Origin of the sequence: Agromyces sp. 3263, assembly GCF_031456545.1 — a bacterium.
Classification (GTDB): Bacteria; Actinomycetota; Actinomycetes; order Actinomycetales; family Microbacteriaceae; genus Agromyces.
This window is the reverse complement of the sequence record NZ_JAVDUV010000002.1, coordinates 968875-981343: the sequence shown is the minus strand read 5'-3', so window position 1 is coordinate 981343 and position 12469 is coordinate 968875. Positions and strand designations below refer to the sequence as shown.

Annotated in this window: 12 protein-coding genes; 7 read left to right on the top strand and 5 right to left on the bottom strand. The window is 71.0% G+C overall.

The genetic code is table 11. The features are described from left to right. Positions 1-117 precede the first annotated feature (117 nt). On the top strand, positions 118-1137 hold the full coding sequence (locus J2X63_RS17850; protein WP_309979729.1) for a LacI family DNA-binding transcriptional regulator: 1020 nt from the start codon (positions 118-120) through the stop codon (positions 1135-1137). Between the two features lie 6 nt (positions 1138-1143). Here the strand turns inward: J2X63_RS17850 and J2X63_RS17845 are convergent, their stop codons facing one another. Continuing rightward, entirely contained in the window at positions 1144-1959 is an 816-nt protein-coding gene (locus tag J2X63_RS17845; protein ID WP_309979727.1) for a helix-turn-helix domain-containing protein, read from the bottom strand. Positions 1960-2052: 93 nt separating this feature from the next. On the opposite strand from J2X63_RS17845, the gene J2X63_RS17840 reads away from it, so the two are divergent. Continuing rightward, complete coding sequence (locus J2X63_RS17840) at positions 2053-3009, top strand: phytanoyl-CoA dioxygenase family protein (RefSeq protein ID WP_309979724.1); 957 nt, start codon at positions 2053-2055, stop codon at positions 3007-3009. 38 nt (positions 3010-3047) lie between these two features. Here the strand turns inward: J2X63_RS17840 and J2X63_RS17835 are convergent, their stop codons facing one another. Beyond that, a complete protein-coding gene (locus J2X63_RS17835) occupies positions 3048-4343 on the bottom strand; it encodes a hypothetical protein (protein WP_309979722.1) in 1296 nt (431 codons plus the stop codon). A 150-nt stretch (positions 4344-4493) separates the two neighbouring features. Here J2X63_RS17835 and J2X63_RS17830 point away from each other — a divergent pair, with 150 nt between their 5' ends. From J2X63_RS17830 to J2X63_RS17810, 5 genes are read left to right on the top strand one after another with little or no spacing between them, the layout of a single operon-like run. Then, positions 4494-5462 (top strand): ABC transporter substrate-binding protein, encoded by a 969-nt coding sequence (locus J2X63_RS17830; RefSeq protein WP_309979719.1) that lies wholly within the window; start codon positions 4494-4496, stop codon positions 5460-5462. Positions 5463-5496: 34 nt separating this feature from the next. Then, entirely contained in the window at positions 5497-6483 is a 987-nt protein-coding gene (locus J2X63_RS17825) for an amino acid ABC transporter permease (protein WP_309979717.1), read from the top strand. Beyond that, positions 6480-7295, top strand: a complete 816-nt coding sequence (locus J2X63_RS17820; RefSeq protein ID WP_396133171.1) for an amino acid ABC transporter ATP-binding protein — start codon at positions 6480-6482, stop codon at positions 7293-7295. The genes J2X63_RS17825 and J2X63_RS17820 overlap by 4 nt, the downstream gene beginning before the upstream one ends. Continuing rightward, a complete protein-coding gene (locus tag J2X63_RS17815) occupies positions 7296-8546 on the top strand; it encodes a M20/M25/M40 family metallo-hydrolase (protein WP_309979715.1) in 1251 nt (416 codons plus the stop codon). 12 nt (positions 8547-8558) lie between these two features. Continuing rightward, entirely contained in the window at positions 8559-9425 is an 867-nt protein-coding gene (locus tag J2X63_RS17810; RefSeq protein ID WP_309979713.1) for a MurR/RpiR family transcriptional regulator, read from the top strand. A 49-nt stretch (positions 9426-9474) separates the two neighbouring features. Here the strand turns inward: J2X63_RS17810 and J2X63_RS17805 are convergent, their stop codons facing one another. Genes J2X63_RS17805 through J2X63_RS17795 form a run of 3 tightly spaced genes read right to left on the bottom strand, consistent with a single transcriptional unit; the run spans position 9475 to position 12169 of the window. Next, positions 9475-10119, bottom strand: a complete 645-nt coding sequence (locus tag J2X63_RS17805) for a helix-turn-helix domain-containing protein (RefSeq protein WP_309979710.1) — start codon at positions 10117-10119, stop codon at positions 9475-9477. Positions 10120-10136: 17 nt separating this feature from the next. Then, entirely contained in the window at positions 10137-11438 is a 1302-nt protein-coding gene (locus J2X63_RS17800) for an ABC transporter permease (protein ID WP_309979707.1), read from the bottom strand. After that, positions 11435-12169 (bottom strand): ABC transporter ATP-binding protein, encoded by a 735-nt coding sequence (locus J2X63_RS17795; RefSeq protein WP_309979705.1) that lies wholly within the window; start codon positions 12167-12169, stop codon positions 11435-11437. The genes J2X63_RS17800 and J2X63_RS17795 overlap by 4 nt, the downstream gene beginning before the upstream one ends. Positions 12170-12469 lie beyond the last annotated feature (300 nt).

The following is a 12469-nucleotide window of genomic DNA, read 5'->3' as shown; positions in this document are numbered from 1 at the left end:
TCTGTGAACGTGCACAGATCCGACGGCGACAACTCCCCGGCGAATGTCTGTGAACGTACACACATTTGCATCGTGTCGCCCGGATGTCAACTCTTCGAGGGCGATACAGTGAGTCTCGTGTCCACCCCGTCGCACTCCCCGAGGCGCGCCACCGTGCACGACGTCGCCACGGAGGCCGGCGTCTCACGCGGCACGGTCAGCCGGTACGTGAACGGCGAGCGGTACGTCTCCGCGCACGCGCGAGAGGCCATCGAAGCGGCGATCCGCAAGGTCGGGTACACGCCGAACACGGCCGCGCGCAACCTCGTCATGCAGCGCACGCAGGCCATCGGGTTCATCGTGCACGAACCCCACTCGCTGTTCGTCGAGGACCCCAACATCGGCTCGATCCTGCTCGGCGCCAACACGACGCTGTCAGAGGCGGACCACCAGATGGTGTGCCTGATCGTCGACTCCGACCGCGACACCGACCGCGTCGCCCGCTACCTCGGCGGCGGCTTCGTCGACGGCGTGATCATCGTCTCGGCTCGCGAGAACGACCCGATCACCCGGGTCGTGGAGCGGCTCGCCCTGCCCGCGGTGTACGTGGGGCACCCGCCGGGGCTCGTCTCCGGTGCCTACATCGGGATCGACAACCGGGGTGCGGCGCGCGCCATCACCGAACGGCTCATGGGCACCGGCCGCCGTCGCATCGCGATGATCGCCGCCGCCCTCGACCGGGACTCCGGGGCCGACCGACTCGCCGGGTTCACCGACGCGCTCGGCGACCGGTTCGACGAGCGGATCGTGGAGCCGATCCCGTTCTACTCGTACTCCGAGGGGCGGGCCGCGATGCTCTCGCTCCTCGAACGGGATCCGGCGATCGACGGCGTGTTCGCGGCATCCGACGCCGTCGCGGCCGGCGCGATGGAGGCGCTGCGCTCGACGGGGCGGAGCGTGCCCCTCGACACGGGCGTCGTCGGCTTCGACGACAGCGCGTGGGCCACACGCACCCAGCCCGCGCTCTCGACCGTGCGGCAGCCCGCCGCCGTGCTCGGCAGCCGCGCGGCCGCCCTCGTGCTCGATCGCCTCCGCGGCGACGTCGACACGAGCGGCCTCCTGCTCGACACCGAGATCGTCTGGCGGGACTCGGCCTGACGCGGGTCAGTCGACCGCGCTGCCCAATCGGCGTCGATACGCGGCCGGCGGCTCACCGCATCGCTCGCGGAAGCGGGCGTAGAACTGGCTCTGCGAGCGGAAGCCCGACGCGAATCCCACCTCGGGCACCGGCATCCTCGTCGCGAGCAGCAGGTGCTGTGCGCGGGCGATGCGGCACTGCGTGAGGTACTCGCCGATCGTGATGCCGAGGGCGTCGCGGAAGACGGCCATCGCGTACTGCGGATGCAGGTGCACCTGGCGTGCGACCTCCGGCACGCGCACCTCCTCGTGCGCGTGCTCCGAGATCCACGCGGCCATTGCCGCGGCCTGGGGGCGGATGCCTGATCCGGATGCCGCGGCATTCGCAGCGGCATCCGCCGACGACGCTCGCGCCACGCGCCGGGCGAACGCCTCGATCTCGAGGACGGCCGTGCGGTGCTCGTCGTCGTCGCCCGCCAGTTCCGCCTGCCACCCCGGGACGCGGTCGCCGAGGCCGAGCGCCCCGTCGTGGTCGAGGAGCGCGAACTCACCGGCGAGCATCCGCTCGACGAAGCGGCGGGAGAGCCCCCATCCCAGCACGCGGTCGAGCGGGACCGTGAGCCAGGTGACCACCTGGCTGCCGGCCGCGCTCACGAGCTGATGCGGCCTGGCCGCCCAGAACACCGCGAGCCGCCCGGCCGGGATCGAGAACGGCCGGCCGTCGACGAGGTACTCGAGGTCCACGGTGGCGAGGTTGAACTCGACGTCGTCGTGGCGATGGGCCACCGTCATCGGACCCGCCTCGCCCTGCCAGCATGCGAGCCCGAAGGAAGACCTGAGCATTCCGGAATTCTCGCACCTCAGACCGGAAGAACCGCGCGATCCTCCGATCTAGCGTCGATGTCGACCACTCCACTTCGACGAAGGAGACCGCTCATGAGCCAGACCGTCCACGCCCGCCCGCCGCAGGCCGGACTCGTCGCGCCAGGCGCGTACCACCTCACGCCCGAGGAGATCGCGCAGTTCGATGCGCAGGGATACCTCGTGCTGCGCGGCCGCATCCCCGCACCGCTGCTCGAACGCCTGCGAGCCGCGGCCGACGGGTGGATCGCCGACGGTCGCGCGCTCGATGAGCAGGACCCCGCGGCATCCGACTACCAATGGGCCACGCGGGGCGGGGAACGCCGCATGTTCCGCGTCGACTACCTGCACGGCAAGGGACGCGCCGCCTCGCTCGAACTGCTCGGGAGCCCGGCCGTGCTCGGCATCGCCGAGAGCCTGGCCGGGCCGAACCTCGTGCCCACCTACGAGTCGCTCGTCTTCAAGGACGAGGGCGACGGCGCCGCCATCGACTGGCATCAGGACGCCGTCCACCCGCGCACCCACCGCATCTTCAACGTCGACGTCTACCTCGACGCGTCCCGTGCGGGCGAGGGCGCGCTGCGCGTGGCACCCGGCTCGCACCTCGCCCCGGTCGACGTCTGCCAGCTCCAGGAGGAGTACGGGTGGGATGCGCCGGGCGTGATCCAGGTGGAGCTGGAACCGGGGGATGTCCTCGTGCATGACGTGATGGTCGTGCACGGGTCGGAAGCGGTGACCGGCAATCGGCTCCGCCGTACGATCTACTACGAGTTCCGCGCCGCCGAGCAGATCGCGGACGAGGGTCCGTGGGACGCCGAGTGGGTCGACCGGCGACTGCGGCTGCTGCCCGTCGCGCTGGGGGAGCACGAACGAGCGAATCCGGATGCGCCGCAGTTCACGTGGAATGTCGCCCCCGAGCTCGCGCCCGCGGTGGGCGACGATCACGACGAGGAGCTCCGCATCGCGCACCTCGTGCACAGCCCCGGCTCGTACTGCAGCGCGGGGAGCGTGCCGTTCGCCGCGACGACCTGAGCATCGGCCCCGGGGCCGTCGTGGCGAACGGCGGGCGCTCACTCGGCGCCGATGTCGACCCGCAGCTGCTCGAACCCGCCGGTCGACCACCAGCTCGTCGCGCGGTCACGCGTGAGGGTCGTGCGGAACTGCGGCGCGGTCTCGAAGCTCGTGCCCGAGGCCGTCGTCGCCGAGGAGGCGACCAGGGCGGTGGCCAGGTCGCTGAGGGAGCCCGAGTTGCCCGGCCCGTCGATCGAGTCCCAGACGTCGGCGGCCTCCGCCGGTCCGGCACCGGTTGCCGGCGCCGTGATCCGCTCCGCGCCGGGGATGGCCGTGCCGCGCGCGAAGTCGAACGCGTCGCCGGCGACGAGCCGCGTCCAGCGCACGTCGCGTGCGGTCTGTCCGCGCACGTCGCGCGGTTCGACGTCGATCACGGATGCGCCGGCTTCGCCGATCACCTCTCCGATGCGCGTGGAGCGGTCATAGGCGAGGGCGGTGGTCTCGTCGACGCCGAGGATCCGGCGGTGGTGGGTGTCGTCCGCGAGCCGGATCATGCGGGCCTGTCGGCCCCACGTGCCGAAGTGGCTGTCGAGCAGGGCCTCCTGGAAGAAGCCGAAGCCGCCGAACGGCAGCGATGCGAGCGCCGTCGGGTCGTCGAGGTATCCCGGCGAGCCGCCGTCCCGCCACGCCTGGTAGGACTCTCCGCCGGTCACCATGTCGGCGCCCTGCTGGATCGTCAGGCCGGCGCTGACCCCGGCGACGACGCCGTCGGCGTCGAGCACGTCGCGGACCGCGCCGAGCACGGGCGTGTCGGCGCACCGGCGGTAGGCCTCGTCGACCGGTGCTCCCGAGCAGTCGAGCAGGGTGCGGACGTACCGCATCTGGTCGCCCCCGCCGAGGAACACGCCCGTCGACTGCCGGACCTGGTCGGCGACGTCGGCACGGTCGGCATTGCTCGGCACGTACGAGTCTCCGTCGAAGTCCACCGCCTCGTCGATGGGCACCACGTAGGTCTCGGCTCCATAGCGCCCGAACAGCTCGGCGTAGTAGAGGCCGTTGGCCTGGGCGTTGTTCTCGGCGGAATCGGATCCCTCCGCAGCGCTCTCCGCGGGGGCCGCCGCCGCCGTGATGATCGCGATGCGGGCGGCTTCGGGCCCGCCGCCGTCGGGATCGGCGAGTTCCACGATCTTGGAGAGGATGGCCGCGTCCTCCGAGAGGTTCCCTCCGATCAGCACGAGCGAGCCGGCGCGCGGGTCGGCGCCGTGTGCGCGCGGTCCGCCGGGAGCGGCGTGCGCCGGCGCCGCGACGGCGACGAGGCCGATGGCCAACGTCGAGGCGAGAATGGGGGCAAGCATGCGATTCATGTCACTCCTTCGTGCCCGCCGGATGCGGGGATGGCCGCGACGCTACATTACAGAAACAGAAATCACTAGCATTTCTGTAACGGATGTTACATACTCGACCGCAAGCACACCCCACCCCACGAACCGCACGAAGGGCATGTCATGTCGCGTTCCCCACTTCCCTCCGCTGGTCGCCTCACCGCGGCCCTCACGCTGGTCTCCGCAACGGCGCTGCTCGCCACGGGATGCACCGCCGCATCCGCCGAGGGTGAGCCCGCGGCATCCGAGCCGGTGAAGATCGCCGGTATCGAGATCACCGTCGATGAGGACGCCGCGGCACTGCTGCCGCCCGAGATCGCGGACGCCGGCTCGGTCAAGGTCGCGACCGACGCCCCGTACGCGCCCTTCGAGATGTTCACCGAGGAGGGGTCCGATGAGCTGACCGGGGTCGACGTCGACCTCGGCCGTGCGATCGGCGCCAAGCTCGGCGTCGACTTCGAGTTCGAGCAGCAGGCGTTCGACGGCATCATCCCGGCACTGCAGGCCGGCAACTTCGACGCGACCATCACCGCCATGACCTCGAGCGTCGAGCGGATGGAGGTGCTCACCTTCGTCGACTACTCCGCGTCGGGCACCGGCATCCTGACCGCGGCCGGCAACCCCGAGGGCATCGAGGGCTTCCTCGACCTCTGCGGCGCCGACGTCGCCGTGCAGGCGGCGACGAGCCAGGTGGACCTGGTCAACGACGTCTGGCAGGGCGAATGCGAGGCGAACGGACTGGAGCCCATCGCGCTGTCGGAGTTCCCGTCCGACGCGGATGCCCAGCTCGCGATCACGAGCGGCAAGGCGATCGCCTCGCTGCTCACCAAGCCGAGCGCCGGATACGTGGCGAAGACGACCAACGACGGCAAGACGTTCGAGGTCGTCGAGGATCCTGAGGCCCCGAACGGCTACGACGCCACGCTGAACGGCATCGGCGTGCTCAAGGACGACCCGGCGTTCGCCGAGGCGATCCAGGCCGCGCTCCAGTCGCTCATGGACGACGGCACCTACGAAGCCATCCTCGACCAGTACGGTGTCACCGGCATCGGCATCGACGAAGCCACCATCAACGGCGCCGCCTCCTCGTGACCATCCGGTCGCGACCGAACCGAAAGCACCACCCATGACCGCAACGAAGCCGTCAGCCCTGACGGCGCCCGAGGGACCGCGCGGCTCCTCGGGCGCCGCCCGCCCCCGACCCGTGGAGGCGGTGCCCGTGCGGCATCCGGGCCGCTGGATCGCCGCAGTGCTCGTCCTCGTGATCGGCATCGCGACCCTGTCGTCGATCCTCCAGAACCCGAACCTCGACCTCCCGACGGTGGGGGAGTACCTCTTCAAGCCCCTGACGCTCAGCGGCGTCGTCATCACCCTCTGGCTCACCGCGGCATCCATGGTGGTGGGCGTCATCGGCGGCATCGTGGTCGCCGTCATGCGCCTCTCGCCGAACCCGGTGCTCTCGATCGCCGCGGCCCTCTTCATCTGGGTCTTCCGCGGCACGCCGCTGCTGCTGCAGCTCATCTTCTGGGGCTTCATCGGCGCCTTCATCCCGAAGGTCGTCATCGGCGTGCCGTTCACCTCGGTGGAGTTCTGGTCGTTCACGACGAGCGACCTCATCCCGGCCACCGTGGCCGCGCTGCTCGCGCTCGGGCTCAACGAGATGGCGTACGCCGCGGAGATCGTGCGCGCGGGGATCCAGTCCGTGGATCCCGGCCAGACGGAAGCCGCCCACTCGCTGGGCATGTCCCCGATGAAGACCCTGCGGCGGATCGTGCTCCCGCAGGCGATGCGCGTGATCATCCCGCCCATGGGCAACGAGACGATCACGATGCTCAAGAGCACCTCGCTCGTCGCCATCGTCGCCGGTGACGACCTGATGTCGAACATCCGCGAGGCGTACACCCAGAACTACAAGATCATCCCGCTGCTCATCGTCGCGGCGATCTGGTACCTGGCGCTGACCTCGATCCTCTCGATTCCGCAGATGTGGCTGGAGCGCCGCTACGGCCGCGGCTTCACCGGCGTGCGCCCCACGCTGGGGTCGCGGGTCTCCACGTTCACCCAGAGCCTCACCCTGCCCGCGCGTGCCTCGAAGAAGGAGTCCGCCTCATGACCGCCGCCGCCCCACAGGCCGCCCCTCCTGCCGACCCCACCGGCCCCACCGCCGGCCCCATGGTCGAGGCCGTCGAGGTGCACAAGCGCTTCGGCAGCCTCGAGGTGCTGCAGGGCATCACGATGTCCGTCGAGCGTGGCCAGGTCGTGTGCCTGCTCGGCCCCTCGGGGTCGGGGAAGTCCACGTTCCTCCGGTGCATCAACCACCTCGAGCAGATCGACTCGGGCGTGATCCGCGTCGCCGGTGAGACGGTCGGCTACCGGGAGAAGGACGGCCGACTCTTCGAACTGCGCGAGAAGGAGGTCGCCACCCAACGCCGCAAGGTCGGCATGGTGTTCCAGCGGTTCAACCTGTTCCCCCACATGACCGCCCTCGAGAACGTGATGGAGGCGCCGACCCAGGTGCTCGGGCGTTCGAGGGCCCAGTCGCGTGACGACGGCATTCGCCTGCTCGAACAGGTCGGGCTCGGCGACAAGGCGGGGACGTATCCGGCGCAACTCTCGGGCGGCCAGCAGCAGCGGGTGGCCATCGCGCGAGCGCTCGCCATGGACCCCCAGGTCATGCTGTTCGACGAGCCGACGTCTGCGCTGGACCCCGAGCTCGTCGGCGACGTGCTCGACGTCATGCGCGGGCTCGCGGAGCGGGGCATGACCATGATCGTGGTGACCCACGAGATCGGGTTCGCGCGGGAGGTCGCCGACGTGGCGGTCTTCATGGACGGCGGGGTCGTCGTCGAGCAGGGCGATCCGCGGCAGGTGCTCGTCGAGCCGGCCGAGGAGCGCACGCGGTCGTTCCTGTCGAAGGTGCTCTGAGTGCCGCTCGATCTTTCGCGACCGGTCGGGCTTCGCACCACCCTCCCGTCCGAATCGCCGACCTGGCTCGCGTCCCTCCGTGCCGCCGTCGAGGGCGCGGTCGCCGGCTACCGCACTGACCTCGCCGAACTCGTCTCGATCGACTCCGGCAGCGCCGACGTCGACGGCGTGAATCGCGTCGCCGACTGGTGCGCGGGCCGCCTCGCTGCCGACGGGCTCACCGTCGCCCGCACGGCCACCGACCCCGTCGGTGGTGTCCGCCGCGGCGATGTCGTCGTGGCCCGTCGGCGTGGGACCGGCACGGCCACGGTGCTCCTCTTCGGGCACATGGACACGGTCTTCCCCACCGGCGAGGCGGCACGCCGGCCGTATCGGGAGTCGGACGGGCGGGCGTACGGACCGGGAGTCAGCGACGACAAGGGCGGGCTCCTGGCCGGTCTCGCCGCGGCCCGGGCCCTCGAAGCCAGCGGATGGCGCGGCTACGGCGAGCTCATCATCGCGCTCACCCCCGATGAGGAGGTCGGGTCGCCCGCGAGCCGCGCGCAGCTCGCGACGTTGGCCGGCGAGGCGGATGTCGCCCTGTCCCTGGAGTGCGCGAGGGAGAACGGCGACCTCGTGTCGGCGAGGAAGGGCATCGCCGACGTGCGCCTGGAGGTCAGGGGCCGAGCGGCGCACTCCGGCATCGAGCCCGAGCGCGGCGCGAACGCAGCGGCGGAGGCCGCGCACCTGGTGCTCGACCTGCTCGCCCTCAACGCCAGCCGCCCCGGCGTCACGGTGAACGTCGGCAACGTCTCGGCCGGGAGCCGCCCGAACATCGTCCCCGACGCGGCCGAGCTCCTCGTCGAGGTCCGCGCGCGGACCCTTGACGACCTCGAGGCGGTGCTCGACGCCATCGACGAGCGGGCGTCGGCCGTCAAGGTGGCGGGCACCAGCGTCTTCGCCGTCCGGCAGGACGTCTGCCCGCCGTTGGAGGCCGCGTCGACCGCCCCGGTCGTCGCCGCGGCGGCGGATGTCGCGGACCGCCTGGGCTTCCGCGTCCAGGCCGGTCCGACCGGCGGCGCGTCCGATGCCAACTTCGTGGCTGCCGTGGGCGTGCCGACCCTCGACGGGCTCGGGCCGATCGGCGGCGACGACCACGCTGCGACGGAATGGCTCGACCTCGACAGCGTGCCCGAGCGGGTCGCGCTCCTCGCCGCGCTCATCGCCGACCTCGCGCACCGCCGGCCACTACGCTGTGACGTGATCTCGTGAGGGGAGCCGACGATGGCGAGTGAACCGGCGCCGGTCACGTCCGTGGCCGAGGCGATCCGTTCGCGCATGGGCGAGCTCTCGCCCGCCGAGCGCAAGGTCGGGCGGGCGCTGCTCAACGGCTACCCGTCCGCCGGGTTCGAGACGGTGGCGCGGCTGGCCTCCCGGGCGGGGGTGAGCGGGCCCACGGTGGTGCGATTCGCGACGAGGCTCGGCTACCGGGGATTCCCCGAGTTCCAGCAGGCGCTCAGGGACGACCTCGACCAGCGTTCGGCCTCGCCGCTCGCGATCTACGACCGCGGGGTCGAGCACCCCTCGCCGGCGGAGCCGGCCGATCCCGCCGCCATCGCCGTGTCCTCCGTGGAGCGCACGTTCGCCACGGTGCCGCCCCACGACATCGAGGCGTGCGCGGAGGCGCTCGCGGATCCGCGAGCGCAGATCCGGCTCGCCGGCGGCCGCTACAGCCAGCTCCTCGCTCGGTTCCTCGAGCTGCACCTGCGCTCGATGCGCCCCGGCGCCGCGATGCTTCCCGACGAGACCAGCAGCCGGGCGGCGGAGATGGGCACCCTGACCCGCCGCGACGTGCTCGTGCTCTTCGACTTCCGGCGGTATGAGGAGCCGACCCGGGCGCTGGCCGAGTTCGCCGCCGCGAAGCGGACGCGGGTGGTGCTCTTCACCGACACCTGGATGTCGCCCATCGCCTCCGTGGCGACGGTGGTGCTCCCGAGCGCCACGGACTCGTCGTCGCCGTTCGATGCGATGACGCCGGCGATGGCCCTCGTCGAAGCGGTGATCGCCTCGTGCTTCGAGCGGCTCGGCGAGTCGGCGACCGAGCGGATGCGCCACACCGAACGCGACGCGCACGCACTCGGGCTGGTGTGACCACCGCCGGACCACACGCTGTGGTGCGCGCTCGGCGTGCCGCGCTCGCTCAGCCGAGCCGGCGCAGTGCCGCCGCGAGGGTGGCGCGGAACTCGGGCCCGTCGGGCGGTTGCGGGGCTGCGCCGTCACGCATCCGTCGAGCCCATTCCACGCCGACGTAGCGCATGACTCCGGCCAGCATGTGGGTGATGAGCTCGGCCTGCGCGTCGAGCTCGGCGTCGGACGCGGCATCCGTGCCATCCCTGCCCGACTGCTGGCGGAGGCGGAGGGCGATGATCTCGCGAAGCTCGCCCTCGATCGCGGCCAGCCGTTCCATCTGCCGGGCGAGCAGCGCCGGATGGGTCGAGATGGCCTGGAATCGCTCAGCCATGACGGCGGGGTCGCCGGGCAGCTTCGACGGGTCGATCCGGATGAGGCCGACGGCCTCGGCGAGGAGCGGCCCGTCGGACACGATGAACGCGCGCGCCGCGCGCTCATCGATGGTGGGCAGGTCCACGCCGAGCAGCGCGGCATCCTTCGTCCTGAAGTGGTTGAAGAAGGTGCGCTGGGAGACGCCGGCCGCCTCGCAGATCATGTCGACCGTCACCAGGTCGTAGCCGTGCTCGAGCACGAGCTCGACGGCGGCGCGCTCGATGGCGGCGGTCGTCTCGGCGGCTCCGCGACGACGCGGCCCGGCACCCGGTGCGGTCGACATGTTCTCTGCTCCCTCCGCTACTCGTACCGTAGCGACTCGATCGGATCCTGTCGGGCAGCGCGGCGGGCGGGCAGTACACCCGAGAGGAAGGCGATGAGCATGATCGCCGCGATCACGAGGGCGACGCTCAGCGGGTCGAACAGCAGGAGCGTGAGCCCGGGCAGGGCGGCAAGGGGGCCGGCCGACGCGACGGACGAGATCGCGGTACCGACCCCGATGGCCGCCAGGGCGCCGAGCGCGCTCCCGAGGAATCCGATGACGACGGCTTCAAGGCTGAACAGCCCGAACACGCGCCCGTTCGACATGCCCATCGCCTTCATGAGCCCGATCTCCCTGGTGCGCTCCTGGACGCTCATCAGCAGCGTGTTGATGATGCCGAACGACGCGGCGATGAGGGCCACGATCGCGAACGCGCTGAGCACGCCGATGATGCCGTTGATGATCGTCTGCACGACGCCGAGCTGGTCCTCGACCGTCTGCCCGGCGAGGTCCGCATCCGCGAGCGCGAGCTTCACCTCGGTCACGTCGTCGTCGGTGACGGCGCCGTCGGCGCCCGACCCGGTGAGGTACGCGACCGCGACGGCGTACGCGTCGGGCTGCCCCGGCACGGCCTGCGCGTCGGCGACCTCGGTGGTGAGGGCCTGGTTGGCCCCGGCCCCCGAGGCGAGCAGGCTGGTGCGCGCGACGCCGACGATCGTGGCCTCGGTGCTCTGCTCGCCGCCATCGGCCACGGTGTACCCGAGTTCCACCGTGCGACCGATCGCGTCGTCGGCATCGTCGTACCCGAGCGTGTCGACGTAGTCCTCGGGCAGGATGACCTGCGCCTCGTCGGCCTCCTGGTCGAGCTGCGCTCCGGCGACGAGGTCACTGCGTCCGATGGACGAGGTGGGGTTCACGTCGAGCTCGAACCTCGTGTCGGTGGACGTGTCGGATGCCGCGACCCAGTCGACGGAGATCGAGCGGATGGGTTCCACCCGGTCCACGCCATAGATCGCGGCGATCGCGTCGAGGTCATCGTCGCTCATGAGCGTGCCACCGCCGAGCGGGTTGGCCTGAGACGACTGCTGGCGGCCGTCGGGGTCGTACTCCGCCGGACCGTCGGTGGTGTCGGTCGTGGTCGCGGGGCTCACGAGCAGCACGTCCCCGGTGGAGAGCGAGGCGACCTGCTTCGTGACGTAGTCGCTGACCCCCGCGCCGAGCGCCGTGGTGAGCGTCAGGGTGAATGCACCGACGAACAGCGAGAGCACGGTGAGCGTCGTGCGGAGCTTCGAGCGGAACGCGTTCCGCGTGGCGCTCGTGATGACATCGGCGGCCCTCATCGACCCGCTCCTTCCGCGATGACGGATGCCGCGGCATCCGATTCGCCGACGATGAGCCCGTCGGCGATGGTGATGCGGCGATCGCAGCGCGCGGCGAGCTCCTCGTCGTGCGTCACGACCACGAGGGTGATGCCGCGCTCGCGCTGGAGGCCGAAGAGCAGGTCGTCCACCTGGTGTCCGGTGGCGGTGTCGAGGTTGCCGGTAGGTTCGTCGGCGAAGATCAGGTCGGGTTCGTTGACGAGGGCGCGGGCGATCACGACGCGCTGCTTCTGGCCGCCCGACAGGTCGTTGGCCCTGTTGCCGGCCTTGTCGGCGAGCCCGAGTGCGTCGAGCGACGCGAGCGCGCGACGTCGCCGTTCGCGCGGCGCGACCCCCGCCACGACGAGCGGCAGGCTCACGTTCTCGAGCACGGTCTGGCCGGCGGTGAGGAAGAACTGCTGGAAGACGAAACCGAACCGCTCGTTCCGAAGGCGGTTCACCACGGCCGCCGGAGCAGCGCCGACGTCCTGGCCGTCGATCTCGACCCGACCGGAGTCGGGCCGGTCGAGCAGCGCGAGCAGGTGCATGAGCGTGGACTTGCCCGAGCCGCTCTTGCCGACGATCGCGAGCGACTCGCCGCGGCGGACCTCGAGCGAGACGCCTCGGAGCGCGTCGAATCGCGCTTGGCCCCTGCCGTAACTCCGCGTCAGGTCGACGGCTCGCAGCACCGGTGGTGCCGGAGGGTTGGTCATCGAAGTTCCCTTCAGTCCATGAAACAGTTAAGTGCAGTTACTGCACAATAGTCTGCAGAAGCTGAATGTCCGCTGGTCGACGACGACGAGGTTGGGCGTGTCGACCCAGCGACGGAACATGTCGAGGTCGCGCAGGTCTCGGCCCGCGAACACCCCATGAACGGGGGATTGACCCGATCATTTGGGCGCAACAGACTTTGGGCCTTGGTGGCGTACCCGAGCGCCGCTATTCCCGGAGGTTCTCATGCGCGCTTCCAGCGGCATTTCGACGAGACGAGTTCGTGTTCCGGAGGGCCGGAT